The sequence below is a fragment of the Ancylobacter sp. genome (assembly GCF_965229075.1).
In the GTDB taxonomy this organism is placed as follows: Bacteria; Pseudomonadota; Alphaproteobacteria; order Rhizobiales; family Xanthobacteraceae; genus Ancylobacter.
Map to the genome: position 1 here is coordinate 704067 of NZ_CBDDIO010000002.1, position 22335 is coordinate 726401.

The 22335-nt window shown below is 67.9% G+C and carries 20 protein-coding genes and 1 riboswitch; of the genes, 11 read left to right on the forward strand and 9 right to left on the reverse strand.

Features of this window, described 5'->3' with window-relative positions; translation table 11 throughout:
* The first annotated feature begins 26 nt into the window (after positions 1-26).
* Complete coding sequence (locus ACO07Z_RS09375) at positions 27-1694, forward strand: alpha-amylase family protein (protein ID WP_421698478.1); 1668 nt, start codon at positions 27-29, stop codon at positions 1692-1694.
* A 109-nt stretch (positions 1695-1803) separates the two neighbouring features.
* Here the strand turns inward: ACO07Z_RS09375 and ACO07Z_RS09380 are convergent, their stop codons facing one another.
* Both ACO07Z_RS09380 and ACO07Z_RS09385 read right to left on the reverse strand, forming a co-directional pair.
* Positions 1804-3402, reverse strand: coding sequence for an alpha-amylase family glycosyl hydrolase (locus ACO07Z_RS09380; RefSeq protein WP_421698479.1), 1599 nt, complete (start codon positions 3400-3402; stop codon positions 1804-1806).
* Positions 3403-3438: 36 nt separating this feature from the next.
* Positions 3439-4431, reverse strand: coding sequence for a TIGR03885 family FMN-dependent LLM class oxidoreductase (locus ACO07Z_RS09385; RefSeq protein ID WP_421698480.1), 993 nt, complete (start codon positions 4429-4431; stop codon positions 3439-3441).
* A gap of 207 nt (positions 4432-4638) precedes the next feature.
* Here ACO07Z_RS09385 and ACO07Z_RS09390 point away from each other — a divergent pair, with 207 nt between their 5' ends.
* The 5 genes from ACO07Z_RS09390 (at position 4639) to ACO07Z_RS09410 (ending at position 8786) form a co-directional block, all read left to right on the forward strand.
* Entirely contained in the window at positions 4639-4875 is a 237-nt protein-coding gene (locus ACO07Z_RS09390; protein ID WP_421698481.1) for a cysteine rich repeat-containing protein, read from the forward strand.
* Between the two features lie 98 nt (positions 4876-4973).
* Entirely contained in the window at positions 4974-5897 is a 924-nt protein-coding gene (gene osmF / locus ACO07Z_RS09395; RefSeq protein WP_421698482.1) for a glycine betaine ABC transporter substrate-binding protein OsmF, read from the forward strand.
* Positions 5894-7096 (forward strand): ABC transporter permease, encoded by a 1203-nt coding sequence (locus ACO07Z_RS09400; protein ID WP_421698483.1) that lies wholly within the window; start codon positions 5894-5896, stop codon positions 7094-7096. The genes osmF and ACO07Z_RS09400 overlap by 4 nt, the downstream gene beginning before the upstream one ends.
* Positions 7093-8028 (forward strand): ABC transporter ATP-binding protein, encoded by a 936-nt coding sequence (locus ACO07Z_RS09405; RefSeq protein ID WP_421698484.1) that lies wholly within the window; start codon positions 7093-7095, stop codon positions 8026-8028. Before ACO07Z_RS09400 ends, ACO07Z_RS09405 begins: the two co-directional genes overlap by 4 nt.
* Entirely contained in the window at positions 8025-8786 is a 762-nt protein-coding gene (locus ACO07Z_RS09410; RefSeq protein WP_421698485.1) for an ABC transporter permease, read from the forward strand. Before ACO07Z_RS09405 ends, ACO07Z_RS09410 begins: the two co-directional genes overlap by 4 nt.
* Positions 8787-8795: 9 nt before the next feature.
* Here ACO07Z_RS09410 and ACO07Z_RS09415 read toward each other — a convergent pair whose 3' ends face one another.
* Positions 8796-9086 carry a hypothetical protein gene (locus ACO07Z_RS09415; protein WP_421698486.1) on the reverse strand — a complete coding sequence of 97 codons (291 nt, stop codon included), beginning with the start codon at positions 9084-9086 and terminating at the stop codon, positions 8796-8798.
* Positions 9087-9283: 197 nt separating this feature from the next.
* On the opposite strand from ACO07Z_RS09415, the gene ACO07Z_RS09420 reads away from it, so the two are divergent.
* A complete protein-coding gene (locus tag ACO07Z_RS09420; protein ID WP_421698487.1) occupies positions 9284-10759 on the forward strand; it encodes a methyl-accepting chemotaxis protein in 1476 nt (491 codons plus the stop codon).
* A 9-nt stretch (positions 10760-10768) separates the two neighbouring features.
* Here the strand turns inward: ACO07Z_RS09420 and ACO07Z_RS09425 are convergent, their stop codons facing one another.
* The 4 genes from ACO07Z_RS09425 to ACO07Z_RS09440 form a co-directional block, all read right to left on the reverse strand.
* Positions 10769-11599, reverse strand: a complete 831-nt coding sequence (locus ACO07Z_RS09425) for an ABC transporter permease (RefSeq protein WP_421698488.1) — start codon at positions 11597-11599, stop codon at positions 10769-10771.
* Between the two features lie 3 nt (positions 11600-11602).
* The gene (locus ACO07Z_RS09430; RefSeq protein WP_421698489.1) at positions 11603-12454 is read right to left on the reverse strand and encodes an ABC transporter permease; all 852 of its coding nucleotides are present in this window, start codon (positions 12452-12454) and stop codon (positions 11603-11605) included.
* Between the two features lie 174 nt (positions 12455-12628).
* Positions 12629-13936: an ABC transporter substrate-binding protein gene (locus ACO07Z_RS09435; RefSeq protein WP_421698490.1), complete on the reverse strand. Its 1308-nt coding sequence runs from the start codon at positions 13934-13936 to the stop codon at positions 12629-12631.
* A 51-nt stretch (positions 13937-13987) separates the two neighbouring features.
* On the reverse strand, positions 13988-15082 hold the full coding sequence (locus ACO07Z_RS09440) for an ABC transporter ATP-binding protein (RefSeq protein WP_421698491.1): 1095 nt from the start codon (positions 15080-15082) through the stop codon (positions 13988-13990).
* 329 nt (positions 15083-15411) lie between these two features.
* Here ACO07Z_RS09440 and ACO07Z_RS09445 point away from each other — a divergent pair, with 329 nt between their 5' ends.
* On the forward strand, positions 15412-16386 hold the full coding sequence (locus ACO07Z_RS09445; RefSeq protein ID WP_421698492.1) for a Bug family tripartite tricarboxylate transporter substrate binding protein: 975 nt from the start codon (positions 15412-15414) through the stop codon (positions 16384-16386).
* Between the two features lie 113 nt (positions 16387-16499).
* Here ACO07Z_RS09445 and ACO07Z_RS09450 read toward each other — a convergent pair whose 3' ends face one another.
* On the reverse strand, positions 16500-17741 hold the full coding sequence (locus tag ACO07Z_RS09450; protein WP_421698493.1) for a URC4/urg3 family protein: 1242 nt from the start codon (positions 17739-17741) through the stop codon (positions 16500-16502).
* 167 nt (positions 17742-17908) lie between these two features.
* On the reverse strand, positions 17909-19177 hold the full coding sequence (locus tag ACO07Z_RS09455) for a GTP cyclohydrolase II (protein ID WP_421698494.1): 1269 nt from the start codon (positions 19175-19177) through the stop codon (positions 17909-17911).
* A 216-nt stretch (positions 19178-19393) separates the two neighbouring features.
* Between ACO07Z_RS09455 and upp the strand changes: the two genes are divergently transcribed.
* The 3 genes from upp to ACO07Z_RS09470 all read left to right on the forward strand — a co-directional run bounded on the left by upp (position 19394) and on the right by ACO07Z_RS09470 (position 22212).
* Complete coding sequence (gene upp / locus ACO07Z_RS09460; RefSeq protein WP_307019117.1) at positions 19394-20056, forward strand: uracil phosphoribosyltransferase; 663 nt, start codon at positions 19394-19396, stop codon at positions 20054-20056.
* Positions 20057-20156: 100 nt separating this feature from the next.
* Positions 20157-20268: riboswitch (guanidine-I (ykkC/yxkD leader) on the forward strand.
* 93 nt (positions 20269-20361) lie between these two features.
* Entirely contained in the window at positions 20362-21567 is a 1206-nt protein-coding gene (locus tag ACO07Z_RS09465; RefSeq protein ID WP_421698495.1) for an agmatinase family protein, read from the forward strand.
* A 135-nt stretch (positions 21568-21702) separates the two neighbouring features.
* Entirely contained in the window at positions 21703-22212 is a 510-nt protein-coding gene (locus ACO07Z_RS09470; RefSeq protein ID WP_421698496.1) for a hypothetical protein, read from the forward strand.
* Positions 22213-22335 lie beyond the last annotated feature (123 nt).

The following is a 22335-nucleotide window of genomic DNA, read 5'->3' on the forward strand; positions in this document are numbered from 1 at the left end:
GGACTTTCTCACCGGGAGCGCCGCGCGTGATCACCGACCTCTGGTACAAGAACGCCATCGTCTATTGCCTCTCCGTCGAAGGCTTCATGGATTCGAACGGCGACGGCGTCGGCGATTTCCGCGGCCTGATGCGGCGGCTGGATTATCTCCACGGCCTCGGCATCACCGCCATCTGGCTGATGCCGTTCCAGGTCTCGCCCGGCGGCGACGACGGCTATGATGTCGCCGATTATTACGGCATCGATCCGCGCTACGGCACGCTAGGCGATTTCGTCGAATTCACCCACGCCGCCAAGCAGCGCGGCATGCGGGTGCTGATCGACCTCGTGGTCAACCACACCTCCAACCAGCACCCCTGGTTCAAATCCGCCCGCTCCGACCCCAACTCGCCCTATCGCGACTGGTATGTGTGGTCGAAGAAGAAGCCGAAGAATGCACATGAAGGCATGGTCTTCCCCGGCGTGCAGAAGACCACCTGGACTTATGACAAGGTGGCTAAGGAATATTATTTCCACCGCTTCTACAATTTCCAGCCCGACCTCAACACCGCCAATCCCGACGTTCAGGCGGAAATCCTGCGCATCATGGGCTTCTGGCTGCAGCTCGGCGTCTCCGGCTTCCGCATGGACGCGGTGCCGTTCGTCATCGCGGAGAAGGGGGCGGAGGTCGGCGGCACGCCGGTCGAGCATTTCAACATGCTGCGTACCTTCCGCGAATTCCTGCAGTGGCGGCGCGGCGACGCCATCATTCTCGCCGAAGCCAACATCCTCCCCGAAGACGACAAGAAGTACTTCGGCGAGGACGGCGACCGCATGCACATGATGTTCAATTTCCAGGTCAACCAGTCGCTATTCTACGCGCTCGCCAGCGCCGACATGAAGCCGCTGGTCAAGGCGCTCAACGCCACGCGGCCGGACTATGCGACGGCGCAATGGGGCCTGTTCCTGCGCAACCATGACGAGCTCGATCTCGGCCGGCTGACCGAAAAGCAGCGGGAGGAGGTGTTCGCCGCCTTCGGACCGGACAAGTCGATGCAGCTCTATGACCGCGGCATCCGCCGCCGGCTGGCGCCGATGCTGAAGGGCGACCGCCGGATGATGGAGCTGGCCTACAGCCTCATGCTGTCGCTGCCGGGCACGCCGGTGCTGCGCTATGGCGACGAGATCGGCATGGGCGACGACCTCAGCCTGCCCGAGCGTTACTGCGCCCGCACCCCCATGCAATGGTCGAACGAGAAGCAGGGGGGCTTCAGCTCGGCGGAAAAGACCTATCTGCCTGTCATTTCCGAGGGAGCCTATGGCTGGGAACAGGTCAATGTCGCCGACCAGCGGCGCGACCCGGACTCCTTCCTCAACTGGATGGAGCGGATGATCCGCACCCGGCAGGAGACGCAGGAAATCGGCTGGGGCGCGTTCGAGGTGGTGGACGTCGGCCACGACGCCGTGCTGTGCCTGCGCTATGAGTGGCGCAACAACGTCGCCGTGTTCCTGCACAATTTCCACCCCGAGGGGGTCAGCGTCCGCTTCACCCTGCCCGCGCCGGAAGGCGAGCCGAACCGGCTCGTCAACCTATTGTCCGAGGATCACTCCCAGGGCGACGCCAAGGGCCGCTACGAGCTGACGCTGGAGCCCTATGGCTATCGCTGGTTCCGCATGGGCGGGCTCGACTATGCCTACCGGCGCACGGAGCTCTAGAGTGCGATCCGATCAGATTGAAACAATCTGATCGGCAAATCGCCCGCTAACTCTAAGATAGAGAACGCGTTATCCGATCAGCTTGCGTGCAAGCCGATCGGCGCGTGCTCTAGCCCCGCGCGTCGAGCGCGACGATCACGCCCTCATAGGGCCGGAGCGAAAGCCGGCCCTCCACCCGCTCCGCCCGGCCGGGCTCGGTGGAGAGCAGCACCTGCCCCTGCGCGCCGGGCGGCAGCGGAATGTCCTCCTGCGCATTGCCGGCGAGGTTGAGCGCCACCAGCACGCATTCCGCCGCGCTCTCGCGCAGGAACACCAGCACGTCGCCCAGCGCGGTGATCTTGCGATAGGTGCCCGCGTGCAGCACCGGATGGGCGCGGCGCAGCGCGATGAGGTCGCGGTAGAGGTTCAGCAGCGAGGTGGGCTGCTGCATCTGCGCCGCGACATTGCGGGTGGCGAAGTCAGCCGCCAGCGGCAGCCAGGGTCGTCCATTGGTGAAGCCGGCATGGGGCGAGGCGTCCCATTGCATCGGCGTGCGCTCGGGGTCGCGGCCGAGACCGAGGCCCGGCTCGTTCTTCTCCCACGGGTCCTGCGCCTCCTCGGTCGGGATCGGCACATTCTCCATGCCGATCTCGTCGCCATAATACAGCGTCGGCGTGCCGCGCAGGGTGAGCAGCAGCATCGCCGCCACCCGCGTGCGCGCCGCGCCGATGCGCGAGGCGATGCGCGGCTGGTCGTGATTGCCCAGCACCCAGTTCGGCCAGCCGCCCTCCGGCACCGCCGCGTCATATTCGGCGATCAGCGCGGCGAGCTGCGGCGCGGTCCAGCTGGCATGGATGAGCTGGAAGTTGAACGGCAGATGCGCGCCTTCGAGATTCTCGCCGTAATAGGCCACCAGCCGGTCGATCGGCAGGTAGATCTCGCCGATCAGCACCCGGTCCTCGAACTCGTCGATCACCGCGCGCAGCTCGGCGATGATGGCGTGCACATCGGGCTGGTCGGTGGAGCGCGTCTGCAGGAAGCGGCGGATGTCCGCGTCGCCGGGCGCATATTCCGGGTTCGGCGGGTTGTCGCGGAAATCCGCGTCCTTCATCAGGTGCCAGATCACGTCGACGCGGAACCCGTCGACGCCGCGCGCCATCCAGAAGCGCAGCACGTCGTGCATCGCCGCCCGCACGGCCGGGTTGCGCCAGTTGAGGTCCGGCTGCTGCGTGAGGAAGGCGTGGTAGTAATATTGGCCGCTGGCGGGATCGAGCGTCCAGGCCGGCCCGCCGAAATTGCTCATCCAATTATTGGGCGGCCCGCCATCGGGCGCGGGGTCGCGCCAGATGTACCAGTCGCGCTTGGGGTTGTCGCGCGAGGCCCGGCTCTCGGCGAACCAGGGGTGCTGGTCGGACGTGTGGTTGGGCACGAAGTCGAGCACGATCTTCAGCCCGCGCGCGTGCACCTCCGCCACCAGCCGGTCAAAGGCGTCGAGATCGCCGAACATCGGGTCGATGCCGCAGTAATCGGCGACGTCATAGCCGAAATCGGCCATGGGCGAGGGGAAGATGGGCGAGATCCACACCGCGTCGACCCCCAGCGTCACGAGATGGTCGAGCCGGGCGCGGATGCCGTCGAGGTCGCCAATGCCGTCGGCATTGCTGTCCTGAAACGAGCGGGGATAGACCTGATAGAAAATCCCGCGCTGCCACCAGCGTGTCTGCGCCATCCGCGCCTCCCTTGGGCTTGGTCAGGTTGGGTTTGGTCAGGCCCCGCGCCGCACCTGCGGCAGGACGCGGGCGCCAAACGTCTCGATGAACGCCGACTGGTTTAGCCCGACATTGTGAAGGTAGATGTCGTGGAAGCCGAGTTCGGCGAATTCGTCCAGCCGCGCCGCGTGCCAGCCGGGATCGTCGGAAATGAGGATGCTCTCGTTGAGATCCTCCGGGCGCACCAGCCGTGTGGCGGCGTCGAACTGTTCCGGCAGCTTCAGTTCCGCCGCGACAGCGGAAGACAGCGTGTTGAAGCGCCACTGGTCATGGGCGTTGGCGCGCGCCTCTGCCTGCGTCGGCGCGTAGGAGACGTGGACCTGCAGCACCAGCCGGCGCCCCTCGCCGCCGCCCTCCCGGAAGGCGTCGATGATGGCGCGCAGCCGCTCCATGGGCTGGTTGATGGTCACGAGCCCATCCGCCCACGCCCCCGCGCGGCGTGCGGTTTCCGGCGTCAGCGCGGCGGCGATGAAGGCCGGCGGCACCTTCGGCCGCGTATAGAGCCGGGCCTCCTCGACATCGATCAGCCCGCCGCGCCGGCTCACCGTTTCGCCGGCGAACAAGGCGCGCATGATCTCCACCGACTCGCGCAGCCGCGCGTCGCGCTCCGCCTTGGCCGGCCAGCGCTGGCCGGTCACGCGCTCGTTCAGCGCCTCGCCGGAGCCGAGCGCCATCCAGAACCGCTCAGGAAACATCTCCGCCAATGTCGCCGCCGCCTGGGCGGTGAGCGCGGGGTGGTAGCGGCGGCCGATCGGCGTCGTCACCACGCCGAAGGACAGCGAGGTGGTGGCCAGCGCCGCGCCGAGCCAGCTCCAGGCGAAGCCGGAATGCGGCTGGCGCGCGCTCCACGGCGCGAAATGGTCCGAGCACATGGCGGCCTCGAAACCGGCCTGTTCAGCGGCGCGGACGCAGCCGAGCAGATCGCTCGGCGCGAACTGCTCGTGCGAGGCGTGGTAGCCGAGGCGAAGGCGGTCGGGCGCGCGGGGCATGGTGGGGGTCCGGCCAAGTGGAGGGGAAGCGCAAACGGCTGCGCACGGGGTCGGGGGGAAACGTCTCAGCCGGCCAAGTGTTTCCTCCCACGGTGCCGCGCGGCCCGGGCGGGCGGCGCGCCGCCCAATTTCGCCATTCAATGCGGCGCGCTTCCGCTCTACAGTGAGGGGGATCGCGCAAGACGATCAGCCAGGGAAGGGAACCCCATGCGCGCCGTCATTCTCACCATGTCTATTCTCGCCACGTCGCTGTTGACCGCCCTCGCTGCCGGCACCGCCGCGCAGGCGCAGCAGAACGATCTCGCCAAATACTGCCAGGCCGACATCAAGCGGCTGTGCCCCACCGTGCAGCCGGGCGGCGGCCGGGTCATGCAGTGCCTGAAGGCGCACAGCAAGGAAATGTCGGTCGGCTGCGCCCAGGCGCTGCAGAAGATGAAGAGCTGAGCGCTTTTCAGCCCGGTCCTCGCCGCAGGGGTGGAACTATCGTGCCCGCGCCGGCTTTTGTCGGCAGCATCTCGACACCAGTGACAGCGGGGGATTTCATGGTCACATCCATCAGCCGGCGCGGCCTTCTGGCGACCCTCGCGGCGGCATCACTCCTGCCGGGCACCGCCGCCCGCGCCGCCGCGCCGGTCGTGGTCGCGTCCAAGATCGACACGGAAGGCGCGGTGCTCGGCAACATCATCGCGCTGGTGCTGGAACATGCCGGCATTCCGGTGACGCGGCGGCTTCAGCTCGGCCCCACCAAGATCGTGCGCACCGCGCTGCTGGCGGGGGAGATCGACCTCTATCCCGAATATACCGGCAATGCCGGCTTCTTCTTCGCCATGGCGGACGACCCGCTGTGGAAGAACGCCACCGCCGCCTATGAGAAGGCCCGCGATCTCGACGCCGCCAACGGCCTCGTCTGGCTCGCCCCGGCGCCGGCGGACAACACCTGGGGCATCGCCGTGCGCGGCGACGTCGCGGCGCGCGAAAAGCTGGCGACGCTGGACGATTTCGCCCGCTGGACCAAGGACGGCAAGGTGAAGCTCGCCGCCTCGGCCGAATTCGTGGAAAGCGCGGCGGCGCTGCCCGCGTTCCAGCAGGCTTATGGCTTCAAGCTGTCGGGCGACCAGCTGCTCGTGCTCTCGGGCGGCGACACCGCCGCCACCATCAAGGCGGCGGCGGAAGGCACCTCCGGCGTCAATGCCGCCATGGTCTATGGCACGGACGGCGCCATCGCCGCGCTCAATCTCAAAGTGATGGCCGACACCAAGCAGGTGCAGCCGGTGTATCAGCCGGCGCCGGTGATCCGCAAAGGCGTGCTGGACGCCCATCCGGAGATCGCCGCCAAGCTCGCGCCGGCCTTTGCCGGCCTCACCCTGCCGACGCTGCAGCAGCTGAACGCGCAGGTGCAGTTGGAAGGGCGCGACGCCCGTGCCGTCGCCGAAGCCTATCTGAAGGCGCAGGGGCTGCTCGGGTGAGACGCCTCGCCGGCCGCGCGCCGGCGTCCCTGTCGCGCCCGTTGGCCGGGGTCGAGGCCCTGCCTCTGCTGCTCGCCGCCGTCGCGCTGGTGGCGCTGCTCGCCTGCGGCTTCGTCGTGGTGGCGCCCAACCGGCTGCTGTCGGGAACCCCGCTGCCCCTATGGCAGGCGACAGGAATGGGACCGAGCCTGGCCGTGCTGGCGCTGCTCGCGGGGATCGCCGCGCTGGCGCTGCGCCCCGCCCTCCCCGCCCAGCCGGCTCTGCTCGGCCTCTGTGCCGGCGCGCTGATGCTGGCCGCGCTGGCGCTGGCGGGGCGCGCGGCGGGGGAACAGGCCGTCGCCGCCGGGCCGCTCACCCGCGTGTCGCTCGGCACCGGCTTCTGGGTGGTGTTCACGGCGGGACTGCTGCTGCTCGCCGACAGCGCCGAGCGGGCGCCGGGCCGCGCCGGCAAGGCCGTGCCGCCCCTCGCGACGCTGGCGGGCCTCGCCGCGCTGCTCGCCAGCGGCACCCTCGCCCCACTCTCGCTTGCGCGCGAATATGCGGTACGCCAGCAGGCCTATCTCGACGAAGTGCTGCGCCATCTCCAGCTCACCGGAGCAGGGCTGGCGCTCGCCGTCATCGGGGGCGGGGCGATCGGGCTGATGGCCTATCGCCGGCCGGGTCGCGCCGCCCCGATCTTCGCCGTGCTCAACATCGTCCAGACCATCCCCTCGCTCGCGCTCTTCGCCCTCCTCATCGGTCCCATCGTCCTCCTCATCGAACTCGTGCCGGGCCTGCGCCAGCTCGGCATTTCCGGCATCGGGGCGACCCCGGCCATCCTCGCGCTGGGGCTCTATGGCCTGCTCCCGGTCGCGCGCGGCACCCACGCCGCGCTTTCCAGCGTCCCGCCGGATGTGGTGGAGGCCGCGCGCGGCATGGGCATGACGCAGGGGCAGATCGTGCGCAACACCTTGCTTCCGCTCGCTTTTCCGACGCTGCTGCAGACGCTGCGGCTCACCTTGGTGCAGCTCATCGGCCTCGCCGTGCTGGCGGCGCTGATCGGCGCCGGCGGGTTGGGAACGTTTATTTTTCAAGGACTTGGACAGACAGCGGCCGATCTCGTGCTGCTCGGCGCGCTCTCGGCCATTGCCCTCGCGCTGATCGCCGATACCGCCTTGCGCGGCCTCGCACTTTTCCTCGTGCGGAGGCCCCGGCGATGATCCGATTCGAAAGCGTTTCCAGGCACTTCGGCGCGGTGGCCGCCGTGGACGCGGTGACGCTCAACGTGCCGCGCGGCACGCTCTGCGCGCTAGTGGGCACGTCCGGTTCCGGTAAATCGACCCTCCTGCGCCTCGCCAACCGGCTTTTGGAGGCCGATGCCGGGCGCATCCTCGTCGACGGCACCGACATCGCCACCCTCCCCCCGGTCGCGCTGCGCCGGCGCATGGGCTATGTTATTCAGTCCGTTGGACTTTTCCCGCATTGGACCGTGGCGCGCAACGTCGCCACCGTGCCGACGCTTCTCGGCTGGCCGGCAGCACGGATCCGCGACAGGGTCGCCGAGTTGCTCGCTCTCGTCGGCCTGCCGCCCGAGCACCACGCCCACCGTTACCCGGACGAACTATCCGGTGGCCAGCAGCAGCGCGTCGGCGTCGCCCGCGCGCTGGCCGGCGATCCTGAAGTGCTGCTGATGGACGAGCCGTTCGGCGCCGTCGACCCGCCGACCCGGCGCGGCCTTCAGGACAGCCTGCGCGACATACAGCTTCGCACCGGCACCACCATCCTGCTCGTCACCCATGACGTGGAAGAAGCGATCCGCCTCGGCGGCACGCTCGCCGTGCTGCACCACGGGCGGCTGTTGCAAACCGGCACGCCGGCGCAAGTGCTGGCCCACCCCGCGAGCGAGGAGGTTGCCCGCTTCTTCGGCGGGCCGCTGCTGGGGCTGAACCGGCTGAAAGCGCTGCGCGTGGGCGACCGCGCGGATTTCAGCGCCCCGCCGCCCGCGGTCGACGCCGCCCCGGTCGCCGCCGAGGCGACCCTTGAAGAGGCCCTGGCCCGCATGGTGGCGGAGGGCCTCGCGCAGCTGCCGGTGCGGCGCAGCGCCGACGGGCAGCCCGGCGTGCTCACCCTTGCCGATCTGGTTCGGCCATGAGGCGTCCGCCCGCGATGGGGGCGGCGGCGTGGATCGCCGGCCGGCCAGTGCTCTGGGTCGGGGCGGTCTTTCTTGCCCTCACCTTTGGCATGGATGCGCTGGCGCCGCATCTCGGCCTACTGTTTCCGCCGGGCACGCGCCTCATCTACAGCCGCGCCAGCTTCCCCGAACTCGTCGCCGCGCATGCGCTGCTGACCGGCGCGGCGAGCCTTGTCGCCATCACGCTCGGCATCGCCGCTGCGCTGTTCGCCACCCGGTCGACGGGCCGCGCCTATGCAGGAACGCTGGACCGGCTGGGCGCGCTCGCCCAGACCTTTCCGCCCGTCGCCGTGCTGGCACTTGCCGTGCCGAGCCTCGGCTATGGCGCGCTGCCCACCGCCTTCGCGCTGGTGCTCTATGGCGTGCTGCCGGTGATGGGGGCGGGGATGGCAGGGCTTCGCAGCGTCCCGGCGCCGGTGCTGGAGGCGGCCGATGGTAGCGGCTTCTCCCCCGCCGGGCGGCTGTGGCGGATCGAGCTGCCACTGGCGGCGCCGATCCTGTTTGCCGGCATCCGCACCTCGGTGACGATCGGCATCGGCACCGCCACCATCGGCTCGACCGTCGGCGCGCTGACGCTGGGCTCGCCGATCATTGACGGACTGTCAGGCGGCAACCCGGCCTATGTGCTGCAGGGCACGGTGCTGGTGGCGCTGTTCGCCGTCACCGTCGACCTCGCGCTGGGCGAGGTGCAGCGCGCGCTCACCCGGCGCGCGCGCTGACGAGCGGCTTCAGTTGCCGTGGCCCTCGCGCTCCTGGCAATGATAGCCGGCAAGACACTGGCTCTGGTCCTGCGAGGGAATCCAGCTCGGCGCACCGTCGTCGGAGGCCATGCAGAGGCTGGGATTGGAGACGACGCGGCTGAGGTTGCCGCCGCCCGTGTCGAACACCACCTGGCCGCGCTGCTGCACCAGCGCGTTGACCTGCGCGCAGCTCATCGTGGTCGAGCGCGGGTTTTCCTGCGCCTGCGCCGAGGCCATGCCGAGAACCAGCGCGGCAGAGAGAAAGAGAACGCTTCGCATTGGGAGCTCCCGAAACATATCGCCGCGCACCCATAGGCCCGGCGAACGGCTCTTGGGAGCCGCGGCGATATCCTAGCAAATCGCCCGTGGAGGAACAGGCAAAGTCGCGTGAGGCCCGCCGCGCGCAATCCTGAAGCAAGCCTCGCCTTCTAGCGAAATGGATCGCCGCATGCGGGCGGTGATGTGGAGAGCGCTGAATGCACCTGCTGTCGAACCGCCACGCCCTGGCGACCTTGGAAGCCCTCGACCGCTCGCTCGCCGTCGTCGAATTCACGCCGGACGCGCGGCTCATCACCGCCAATGCCAATTTTCTCGCGCTCATGGGCTATGAGTTGGCGGAGATCGCGGGGAAGCCGCACACGCTGTTCGTTCGCCCGGACGAGCGCGCGAGCGAGGCCTATGCCGCGTTCTGGAACGATCTGCGCCGTGGCGCGTTCAAATCGGCTGAATTCCACCGCGTGACCAAGGATGGCCGCTCCGTCTTCATCCAGGCGACCTACAATCCCATCGTCGTCCGCGGCAAAGTGGTCAAGGTCATCAAGTTCGCCTCCGATGTCTCGGCGCAGAAGGCACGCGAGGCCGAATATGAGAGCCTGATCCGCGCCGCCGACACCTCGCAGGCCCTCATCTACTTTACGCCCGACGGCCATGTGCTGGACGCCAACGCGAACTTCCTCAACGCGCTCGGCTACACGCTCGACGAGATCCGAGGCCGACACCACGCGCTCTTCGTGCCGCCGCAGGAGCGCGACACCCCCGCCTATCGCAGTTTCTGGGCCGAACTGAAGCGTGGAACCTTCCAGGCCGGCGAGTTCCGCCGCATCGCCAAGGATGGGCGCGATGTGTGGATCCAGGCCAGCTACAACCCGGTGTTCGATGCCACCGGTACCCTGACCAAGGTGGTGAAGTTCGCCACCGACACCACCGCCGAGGTGGTGCGGCGGCAGCATCGCGAAGCACTGCAAAGCTTGATCGGCACGGACATCGAGCGCATCACGCGCGAGATCAGCGACGCCAGCCATCAGGCCGCCACTGCCTCGCACGCGACCGAGCAGACATCCGTCGGCATCAATGCGGTCGCCTCCGGCGCGGAAGAACTCTCCGCCTCGATCAGCGAGATCAGCCGGCAGGTCGCGGTGGCGCTGGACAACTCACGCGGCGCCGTGGCGGAGAACACGCGGGCGCATGAGGTCGTCTCCGCCCTCACCGATACCGCCCAGCGCATCGGCCTCGTCATCGATCTGATCACCAAGATCGCCGGCCAGACCAATTTGCTCGCCCTCAACGCCACCATCGAGGCGGCGCGGGCGGGCGAGGCTGGGCGCGGCTTCTCGGTGGTGGCGACGGAAGTGAAGGAACTCGCCGGCCAGACGGCGGATGCCACCGGCCAGATCACGGCGCAGATCGCCGCCATTCAGGACTGCACGCAACAAACCGCGCAGGCGCTCGCCGCCATCGGCCGGCGCATCGGCGACATCAATGCCATTTCCACCGGCATCGCCGGCGCGGTGGAGGAGCAGTCGGCGGTGGCGCGCGACATGTCGCTGAGCATGCTGGAGGCGGCAAAGAGCGTCGGAACGATCACCCGCAGCATGGATGCCATCGCCGCATCGGCGCATCATCTGGAAACCGCCTCCGCCGCCCTGCGCACCCGCTCGCGCGAGATTGCGTGAGGCGCTCCGTCACCCCGCCAGCCGGCGGGCGCGGCGTTTGCGCAGCACGGCGATGGTCGCCAGGGCGAGGAGAATCACCGCCAGCGAGAACACCGTCGTCACCGTGCCCAGCGCGTAGAGCACCGGGGTCGTGACATTGGTGGTCATGCCGTAGATCTCCAGCGGCAATGTGTTGAAGCTGCCGGAGGTCATCAGCGTGCGGGCGAACTCGTCATAGGACAGGGTGAAGCCGAACAGGCCGACGCCGATGAGGCTTGGCAGGATGATCGGCAGCACCACATGGGCGAAGGTCTGCCAGGGGGTGGCGCCCAAGTCGCGCGCGGCTTCCTCATAGGCCGGGTTGAAGCGGTTGAACACCGCGAACATGATCAAGAGGCCGAAGGGCAGCGTCCAGGTCAGATGCGCACCGAAGCCGGAGGAGTACCAAGCCGGCTCCAGCCCGAACACGTTGAAGGCGAGGCCGATGCCGAGCGAGATGAGGATCGAGGGCACGATCAGGCTGGCGATGGTGAGGTAGAACAGCGGCCCGCTGCCGAGGAAACGACGGCGGAAGGCGAGGCCCGCCAGCAGCGAGACCACCACCGTGGTCAGCATGGTCATCAGGCCAAGAAGGAGCGAGCGCGCGAAGGCGCCGCCGAAATCGCCCACCGCCTGCTGCTCGAACAAGAGGTTCTCGAACCAGCGCAGCGACACCCCGTTCATCGGGAAGGTGAGCCCGCCATTCGGCCCCTGGAAAGACAGGATGAAGATGGTGGAGAGCGGCCCGTACAGGAACAGCACGAACAGGATGAAGAAGGCGGTGAGCACGTAGAAGCCGGGGCCACGCTTGTCCGAGTTCATGGCTCACAACTCCTTGCGGATGTTGACGATGCGCAGGATGGCGGCGACCAGCAGCAGCACAAGCACCAAGAGGATCACCGCGTTCGCCGCCGCCGCCGGGTATTGCAGCAGCGCGATCTGGTTCGCCATCATCAGCCCCACCGAGGCCGACTGGCCGCCGGACATGAACCGCACGGTGATGAAGTCGCCCATGACCAGCGTCACCACGAAGATCGAGCCGATGGCGATGCCGGGCTTGGCGAGCGGGATGATCACATTGGTGAGGATCTGGAAGGCGCTGGCACCGGCATCCCGCGCGGCCTCGATCAGCGCCCGGTCGATGCGCATCAGCGTGTTGAAGATCGGGGTGACCATGAACAGCGTGTAGAGATGCACCATCGCCAGCACGACGGCGAAATCCGAGAACAGCAGGAATTCCAGCGGCTGGTCGATCACGCCCATCGACATCAGCGACTGGTTAAGGAGCCCGTTGCGGCCGAGGAACGGAATCCACGAGATCATGCGGATGATGTTCGAGGTAAGGAACGGGACGGTGCAGATGAGGAACAGCACCATCTGCATGGTCGCCGAGCGGATATGAAAGGCGAGGTAATAGGCGACCCAGAAGCCGACAAGGAGCGTCACCGCCCAGACGATGACCGTGTATTTCAGCGTGTTGAGATAGGTGCTCCAGGTCACCGGCGAGGTGATCGTCTCCTCGTAATTTGTGAAGACGAAAGCCGGGAAGATCTGGATCGAGTCATAGTCCCAGAAGCTCACCATCACGATGGTGGCGATCGGCAGCACCAGGAACGCCGCGAGGATCAGCGTCAGCGGCGTGGCCTGCAGATAGGGCGCGATCCGGGAGAGGGTCATGCGGGGTTTCCGGTCAAGGTCGGCATTCGCGAACATCCTTCGAGGCCAGGCTTCGCCCGGCACCTCAGGATGACGTCTGCGAGGGGAAGGCGGCGGGCGTCTTCCCTTCGTCATGCTGAGGTGCGAGCGAAGCGAGCCTCGAAGCACTCGGGCCCGCTCCGCATGGGGGATGCCTCACGCGGCGATGAACTCGTTCCAGCGGCGAACCATGTAGCGGTCCTCGTCCATCACCGAGTTCCAGCAGGCCACCGCGCCCATGCGTTCCTGGAAGGAGCCGCCATCGCGCACCGCGCCGGCCGTGTACATCACCTTGCCCTCGGGGGAGAGGATGTCGGCCTTGGCCGGCTGGCCGAGCATCCAGAACGCCCATTCGTCCGGCGTCATGTTCTTCTCGGCGGTGGAGAGCACGGCGGAGTAATAGCCCTGCCGGTTGAGATAGGCGCCGACCCAGCCGGAGAGATACCAGTTGATGTACTCATAGGCGGCGTCGAGCTGCGCGCCCTTCAGGTGCTTGGCGATGCCGAGGCCGCCGCCCCAGGCGCGATAGCCTTCTTCCAGCGGCTGGTAGACGCAGGCGACGCCCTTGGAGCGCACGGCCGCCACGGCCGGCGACCACATGGACTGGATCACCACCTCGCCCGAGGCCATGAGGTTCACGCTCTCGTCGAAGGTCTTCCAGAAGGCGCGGAACTGGCCGGCCTTCTTGGTCTTGATCAGGAAATCGATCGTGGTGTCGATCTCCGCCTTGGTCATGTTGCCCTTGTCGCCATATTTGATGATGCCGGCGCTTTCGCAGATCATCGCCGCGTCCATGATGCCGATGGACGGAATGTTGATGATTGAGGTCTTGCCCTTGAAGGCGGGGTCGAGAATGTCCTTCCAGTTCTTGATCGGCCGGCCGACAAGGTCGGGACGGATGCCGAGCGTATCGGCGTTGTAGATGGTCGGGATCAGCGTCATCCATTGGGTCGGCGCCGGGGCGAATTTCTTGGAATCCGGTCCTTCGACGAAGCCGACCGTGTTGGGCGCCGTGCCCTGCGCGATCTTCGAGTCCGGGGTGAGCTTGCCCGTGGTGAAGATCGGCACGATCTGGTCGTAATACTTGATCTTGTTCACATCCATCGGCTGCAGCGTGCCGGCGGCGAACACCTTCTTGCAGATCCAGTATTCGATATCGGCAATGTCGAAGGAGTTGGCCTGCGTCACCACGCGCTGCGACACCGCGTCGGAATCGAGCGCCGTCATCTGCAGGGTGATGCCGAGATCCGCCTTGCACTTCTCGGCGATGGCGTTGAGGTTCGACACGCCGGTGCCGAACTGGCGCAGCGTGATCGGGTTCTGCGCCCATATGGTGGGGAAGCCGGTGACTGCCTGCCCGCCGACGGCGAGGCCGCCCAGCGCCGCCGCGCCCTTCAGTAGGCCGCGACGGCTGACGCCCTTGGCGCCGGCGGCTCCGGTGCGAACCGTGGTCTTCTTGCTCATTGCAGTCTCCCGAGCGTTGTGCGGCGGGGTGAGCCGCCGATGTGTCTGGTGTCAGGCGGAAGGCGAAGGCTGAAGGATGTGAACGTCCTGCGGCGTCCAGCCGAGCGGCACGGCATCGCCGATGCTGAGCGGGGCGGCGAAGAAGGCGGTTTCCGGCACTTGAACCGCGAATTCCGACACGCCGGGCGCGGCCAGCGCCACCTGCACCTTCTGGCCGTGATATTCGATGTTCTGCACGAGGCCGGTGAGGCCGCACCCTGGCATCGCCCCGGCGCCGAGCGTCACCCGGTCGGTGCGCACGGCGATCTCCACCGGCGCGCCCGGCTCCAGCCCCGGCGCGGTGGGGGCGCGGAAGGAGGCGCCGCCCGGCACTTCAAACGTAACCTCTTCGCCGCCGAGCTGCGTCACCCGGCCGGCGATCACATTGTGGTCGCCCATGAAGCGGGCGACGAAGGCGGTGGCGGGGCGGTTGAATACCTCGCGCGGCGTGCCCGCCTGCTCGATCCGCCCGCCATTCATCACCACCACGAGGTCGGAGAGCGCCATCGCCTCCTCCTGGCTGTGGGTGACGTGGATGAAGGAAATGCCGAGCTGAAGCTGCAGCTTCTTCAGCTCCTGCCGCACCTTGATCTTGAGGAAGGGGTCGAGCGCGGAAAGCGGCTCGTCGAGCAGCAGCGCCTGCGGATCGGTGATCAGGGCGCGGGCGAGCGCCACGCGCTGCTGCTGGCCGCCCGAGAGCTGGGCGGGGCGGCGCTCGGCCAGATGCTCCATCTGCACCAGCTTCAGCATCTCCATCGCCTTGGCCCGGCGGATCGGCTTGTCGACGCCCTTCATCTTCATGGAGAAGGCGACATTGTCGACGATGTCGAGATGCGGAAAGAGCGCGTAGCTTTGGAACATCATCGCCGTGCCGCGCTTGGCCGGCGGCAGGTCCGTGACCACGGTGGGGCCGAGGCGGATGTCGCCTTCGGTGACGCTCTCATGGCCGGCGATCATGCGCAGCGTGGTGGTTTTGCCGCAGCCGGAAGGGCCGAGCAGGCAGCAATAGGTGCCAGCCGGAATCTTCAGCGAGACGTGGTCCACCGCCATGGCCTGCCCATAGCGCTTGGTCACGTCGATGAGTTCGATCTCGGCGCCCTTGCTCATGTGGTCGGCCTGCCCCCTGCGGCTGCGAACAGGCGGCTCGTCACGCAAGCGATATGCCAGCCGGGGCAACCCTGCCGCGAATCCCGGCCCGTCGCGCTCGCGCCCACGCCGCGAGGACAGGGAGCGGAACGCGTTACCGCACGATCGCTGCCGCTGCCTAGCGAACAGGCAGACCGCGCATCCCATGCCCAACTTCGCGTCCGCCCGCGCGCAATCCCTCAGACAGATGGCGGATTGAGCGTGACGTAGGGATATCGCACTCTATCTCCCACCAAGGGTCCGCAGAGGCCCATCGCGCGCATGGGGCGCGCTGAAGGAGGACACGCCGCATGAAACGCACGCTTTTCGCCACCGCCATCGCCGCACTGGCCACCGCACTGGCCCCGGCCGGCCCGGCCGCCGCGCAGGATTTCCCCACCCGCCCGGTGACGCTGGTCATTCCGTTCGCCGCCGGTGGCTCCACCGATCTGGTCGGCCGGCTGATCGCCGAGCGCATGGCGGCGGAGCTGGGCCAGCCCGTGGTGGTGGAGAACAAGGGCGGCGCCGGCGGCAATCTCGGCGCGGCGCAGGTCGCCAAGGCGAGCCCGGACGGCTACACCATCCTCATGGGCACGGTCGCCACCCATGCGCTGAACCCGGCACTGTACAAGAAGATGCCCTATGACCCCGTCACCAGCTTCGCGCCGGTGTCGCTGCTGGTGGTGGTGCCGAACGTGCTGGTGGTGAACCCGGATTTCCCGGCCAAGACCACCGAGGAGCTGATCGCGCTGCTGAAGAAGGACCCGGGCAAGTATTCCTACGCCTCCTCCGGCAACGGCACGCCGCTGCATCTCTCCGGCGAGCTGTTCAAGAGCATGGCCGATGTCGACATGCAGCACATTCCCTATCAGGGCGCCGGCCCGGCGCTGGTCGATGTGCTCTCCGGCCAGGTGCCGATCATGTTCGACAACCTCCCCTCCTCCACCAGCCACATCAAATCCGGCAAGCTGCGGGCGCTGGGCGTGACCACGGCCAAGCGCGCGCCCTCCTTCCCTGACGTGCCGGCCATCGCCGAAGCCGTGCCGGGCTATGAGACCTACACCTGGAACGCCGTCTTCGCCCCCGCCGGCACCCCGCCGGAGGTAGTCGCCAAGCTCAACGCCGCCGCCAACAAGGCGCTGGCCGACCCGAAGGTGCAGGCCCGCCTCGCCGATTTCAGCGCCGTCTCGGTCGGCTCGACGCCGGAAGAGCTGGGCGAGCATGTGAAGAAGGAAATCGCCAAATGGGCGCCGATCGTGAAGGCGTCCGGCGCGCAGCTGGATTGAGCACCCTCTGACAAGGGCGTGATCCCGGCCGAAGCGCAGCGCAGAGCCGGGATCGCTCCCTCTTCGGCACACGATCCCGGGTCGGCCTTCGGCCGTCCGGGATGACGAAAAGCTCAGAACACCGTGCCGTCGGCGTCGATGGCGAGCGGCGGCGGGCCGCCGGGCGGGCGCCGTTCCGCGGCAATGCGGCGTCCCGCCATCCAGGTGCCGCCCTGCAGAAGCTTGGCGAGCGGGAATTGCGAGGCGTCGAGCCCCAGCCGCTCGCGCACCCGGTCGGCGAGCAGATCCATCAGCGCCACGGTCAGGGCCCGCCACTCGACCACCAACTCCGACGACACCTCGTGCTTGTGCGCGGGATCGAGCGGCGTGCGCGACACGATCGCGCCAAGGTCGATCAGCAGCCCGCCATTGCGGTATTCCGGCAAGGCGGTCAGCGCGTCGAGATCGGTGACGGCGAGGCCAGAGGCCTCGAACGGCTCCAGCAGCGAATAGGTCAGCCATTGCGACAGCTTGTGGAACGGCACGAGCTGGTCGGAGCGATCCGCCACCCGCACCGCCGGATGGCGCCCGACATCGCCCAGCGCCACTCCCGCCACCTCCAGGCCCGATGGCCAGATGACGGAAAGCCCGTCGAGCAGCGCCTTGAGGATGGCTTCCGCCGGCAGCCGGCCGATCCGCGCCTGCGGGGCGAGCGTGTCATAGAGGCCGCCGGGCCGGCCACTCGGGCCGAAAATGTCCGGCCGCGCCGCCACCGCCGCGCCGAGCCGGTTCAGCAGCGCCGCCCGGCCGGCGAGACCCACGAGCGGATTTTGCTCCGACACCTGAAAGAACCGGCCGAGCGTCGCCGCATCGAGACCGATCAGCGTGGAGGCATCCGCGCGCAAAGGCCGGTCGGGATCGGCCGAGAAGCCGCCGGCCACGAACATGTCGAGGCTCGCCACCGCCAGCCCTTCCGAGCGGCCGATGGAAAGTCCGGTCTCTTGCTCATGATAACGCCAGGCGTCCCCAGCCCCGGCGTCGAGCAGCACGCTGACCACGGCAAGGTCGATCATGGTGCGCGCCCGCTCGGCAGCGTCGGCGCCCTCAAGGCGGGGGGCGAGCGCCTCCCACCGCGCCACCCCGCCGGCATCGAAGTGCCGCCAGCGGCTGTGATAGGGAATGTCGAGGCTGGGATAGTCCTGCCGCGTCACCTCGGCAACATAGTCGGCCACCGCGTCGAGCGCGGCGAGATCGACGGTGAAATGCGGCGAGCGGCCCTCCCGCACATGGTCGAGCACCTGGTGGCTGCGGGCCCGCACGGCGGCAGGCGAGCGCAGGGCGGCGAGTTCGGGGGGAACGCTCTGGGGCGGAGTCATGCGGTACATTCTTTCTCCGACGTCCGCCCCGGCGCGACGTCATCCTGAGGTGCGAGCGCAGCGAGCCTTGAAGGATGCTCGCTTAGGCGGCTCGGCGATGACAATCCTTCGAGGCCCGGCTTGCGCCGGGCACCTCAGGATGACGTGGCTTGGGAGATACGGATGCCTTACTCCTCCAGCCCCCGGCCCTGCGTCTCCTCGAACCGGCTGTCGAAGCCGACGCCGTAATAGCCGGCAGAGACCTTCGCCTCCATCTCGACGCGGGCATCGGGCGGGATCAGATCGGCGGGGATCGGCACGCGCTCCACCACCTCGATGCCGGCGCGGGCGAGTGCGTTGAACTTCATGTCGCTCATCGAGGCGAAGCGGTCGATCTTCGAGATGCCGAGCCAGTGGAACACGTCCGGCATCAGCTCCTGGAAGCGCATGTCCTGCACGCCGGCGACGCATTCGGTGCGCTTGAAATAGGTCTCGGGCAGGTCGCCACCCTCCTGCCGCTTGCGGGCATTGTAGACGAGGAACTTGGTGACTTCGCCCAGCGCGCGCCCTTCCTTGCGGTTATAGACCACGAGGCCGGTGCCGCCCTTCTGCGCCATCTCCACGCACATTTCGATGCCATGAGCGAGATAGGGCCGGCAGGTGCAGATATCGGAGGAGAACACGTCCGAACCGTTGCACTCGTCATGCACCCGGCAGGCGAGCGGGGTGACGCCGTCGCCGATCTTCGACGGGTCGCCGAACAGATAGAGCGTCATGCCGCCGATGGGCGGCAGGAAGACCTTGAGGTCACCGCGGGTGACGAGTTCCGGGAACATGCCGCCCGTGTGCTCGAACAGCGCCCGGCGCAGCGCGCCCTCGGAAACGCCGAAGCGCTCGGCGATGCCCGGCAGGTACCAAACCGGCTCGATCGCCGCCTTGGTCACGCGCACATCGCCCTTCGGCCCGATAATGTCGCCGTCGATGCTCAGCCGCCCGGCGCGCAGCGCGTCGCGGATTTCCGGCATGTCGATATGGGCGCGGGTGATGGCGATGCTCGGGCGCACATCGAGCCCGGCCGCGACCTCGCTGCCGAAGGCCTCGCCGATCATGTGGCCAAACGGGTCGAGCGAGACGATCTTCGTCGCATCACCCCATTGCGGGTGTGGGCCGATGATGTCGGAGGGCGCGGTATTGGTGAGGTCGGCCCTGAAGTCCGCCGGCAGCGCGCCGGCGGCGATGGCGAGCGCGCGATAGACCGAATAGCCGCCGGCATGGGTGCCGATGGCGTTGCGCCGCTTGGGATCGGTGAGGGTGGCGACCACGGGCCCGCGCAGGGCCGGATCGGGCGCGCCCCAGTTCAGCGCCGGGCCATCGGCCGCGACGCCGGTAGGCGCGCCATGGGAGGTGAGGACGATGTGGTTGCGGGAACGACCGCCTGCACTGGCATTGACGGACATAATTGGCTCGCTTCAAGTCCGGCGGACATCGCCGGCGTCCTGGAAGCAACCTATGTGAGCGTGAAAACGCCGCCTCCGCAAGGGGGGCGGTGCGGCTCGCCGCGAAAAAACGGACAGGATGGTCCGTTTCTTGAATCGGATTTCGCGCTAATGTGAGTTCCGTGACGGGGGCGGGCACCGTGCCGCGCCTGAGTACCATGCGAGGACGACGCCGAGATGAACGCCCCCACCAGCCCGAAAGCCGCCCTGCCGTCGAACACCGTCGTCGTCGATCACCCGCTGATCCAGCACAAGCTCACGCTGATGCGCCGCTCGCGCACCCCCGCGAATGAGTTCCGGCTGCTGCTGCGCGAGATCAGCATGCTGCTCGCCTATGAGGTGACGCGCGACATGCCGACGGAGACGATCGAGATCGAAACGCCGCTGACCACGATGCAGGCGCCGATCCTCGCCGGCAAGAAGCTGTGCCTCGTCTCCGTGCTGCGCGCCGGCGGCGGCATTCTGGAGGGCATGCTGGAAATCCTGCCCGCCGCCCGCGTCGGCCATGTCGGGCTCTACCGCGACCCGGTCTCGCTGGCGGCGGTGGAATATTATCTGAAACTGCCGCGCGACATTTCCGAGCGCACCGCCATCGTGCTCGATCCCATGCTCGCCACCGGCAATTCCGCGGCGGCGGCGGTGTCGGAGGTGAAGGCGGCCGGCTGCCAGTCGGTGAAGTTCGTCTGCCTGATCGCCGCGCCGGAAGGGCTGAAGACGCTGCACGACGCCCATCCCGACGTGCCGGTCTACACGGCGGCGGTGGACAGCCACCTCAACGACCACGGCTATATCGTGCCCGGCATCGGCGACGCCGGCGACCGCATCTTCGGCACCAAGTAACGTAAGCGACGGCGCCGCGGCGCCGAAAATCTCGGCACCGTGCCCGTGCAACTGCCTGCCATACGGGCTTTGACGGGACGGCGGACCGTTCTAACCTCTGGCCAAATGTCCCTAGGGTTCCGGCGCCGCCTGGTTGCGGCGCGCTGGTCCGAGAGGGGCAGCCGGGCGCGCCGCCAGTGCCCGGTCCACGGCGGGACAAAAGCCCGGGAGGCTCGCGCGGCGGCGTTCGCGGCGAAGACCCTCTCGCATGCGCGCCGGGGTCTCCCCCGAAGGCCGTCAGGCCCTTCGACGAACGGAGACACGACATGCGCCGCTCCCCCACCCGTTCCCGCCGCTTCGCCGGCCTCGCCCCCGCCCCGCAGCGCCAGCGCCTTCACCACCCCAATTTCGAAATCCGGGGCATGCAGGGCTGGAAGGCGCTGGAAGCGGAGGAAAGGCTCTCCGAGGATGGCTGGCGCAAGGAGCAGCAATGGGCGCTCGACATGGGCCTGCCCGGCGCCGATTCCATCACTGACAAGTCGATCCCGACCTTCGCACGTGGCGAGCTGCCGCATTTCGCCGGCATCAACACCTTCATGAAGGCGCCTTATGTCGAGAATGTCCGCGATGTCGGCAAATACGATGCCGCCGTGCTCGGCATTCCCTTCGACAGCGGCACCACCTATCGCCCCGGCACCCGCTTCGGGCCGCAGGGAATCCGCCGCATCTCGGCACTCTACACCCCCTATAATTACGAGCTGGGCGTCGATCTGCGCGAACAGATGACTTTGTGCGATGCCGGCGACGTGTTCACCATTCCGGCGAACCTGGAGAAGAGCTTCGACCAGATCTCCAAGGGCGTGAGCCACGTCTTCTCCTCCGGCGCGCTGCCGGTGATGCTGGGCGGCGACCATTCCATCGGCTTTCCCTGCGTGCGCGGCATCGCCGAGTGCACGTCCAAGCGCATCGGCATCATCCATTTCGACCGGCACATCGACATCCAGGAAAAGGATCTCGACGAGCGCATGCACACCACGCCCTGGTACTGGGCGACGAACCTGCCGAATGTCTCGCCCAAGAACCTCGTCCAGCTCGGCATTGGCGGCTGGCAGGTCCCGCGCTACGGCGTGCAGGAGGCGCGAAAGCGCGGCACCAATGTGCTGACCATCGACGATATCGAGAAGATCGGGCTGGAAAAGGCGGCCGAGATCGCGCTCGAACTCGCCTGGAAGGACGCCGACGCGGTCTATATCTCCTTCGACGTGGATTCCATCGACTGCGGCTTCGTGCCCGGCACCGGCTGGCCGGAGCCCGGCGGCTTTCTGCCGCGCGAGGCGCTGAAGATCCTCGGCCTGGTGGCGGCAGAAGGGCTGTGCGGGCTGGAGGTGGTGGAGGTCTCCCCGCCCTACGACACCTCCGACATCACCGCTTTGTTCGCCACCCGCGTGGTGGTGGAGGCGCTCGGCTCGATGATCGCCCATGGCAAGCTGGGTGCGCACAAGCACATCATCGACAAGCCGGTGAGTTTCTGAGGGTCAAACCTCCCTCTCCCCGACGGGGAGAGGGTTGGGGTGAGGGGTCTTCGACGGTGGCAGACCGCCCCCTCACCGACCCGCTTCGCGGGCCACCTCTCCCCGACGGGGAGAGGGAAGCAAAGGAAAGCCAACATGCATCGCGGCCACGACCATCACATCCATGACCACGGCGCCGGCGGGTACAGCCATTCCCATTCCGAGGCGCATTCCCACTCCCATTCTTACGGCCATAATCACGGGCACACGCCCTGCCCGGCGGCGCAGTGGCAGACGCCGCATCTGCCGCACGGGCCGGAGCCGGAGGAACACTCACACCCCGAAGCCGATCTCGATCTCGTGGAAAAGGCCTTCGTCGAGGGCTTCGCCACGGCAAGCGACCCCACCAGCTTCCTGCGCCTCGCCCGCATCCCGTTCGATGCGGTCACCGTGGAAGGCACGCGCGTCAGCCTGTTGCGGGTCGAGACGGGGGAGACCACCGATGTCGGCACGGTGATGCCGCATCTCGGCGGCGGCAGCTTCCGCTACGACCCGCTGCCGGCGGCCATGACCTCGCGCCGGCGCACGCTGCGCTTCGTCTATTTCGACGGTTCGGGGACGCTTCCGCTCACCCTGGCGCAGGTGCGCGCCCTCGCGCAGACGTGAGCGCGGCGCTTTTCCGATAGGCGCGCCCGATCGCCGCGTCCGGGCTTTGCCGGGTTGATCGGAACCGCTCCAAAGTTCATGGTGCCGACACAGTGCCTCGCTGGCTCGCCGGCGACGCCCAGT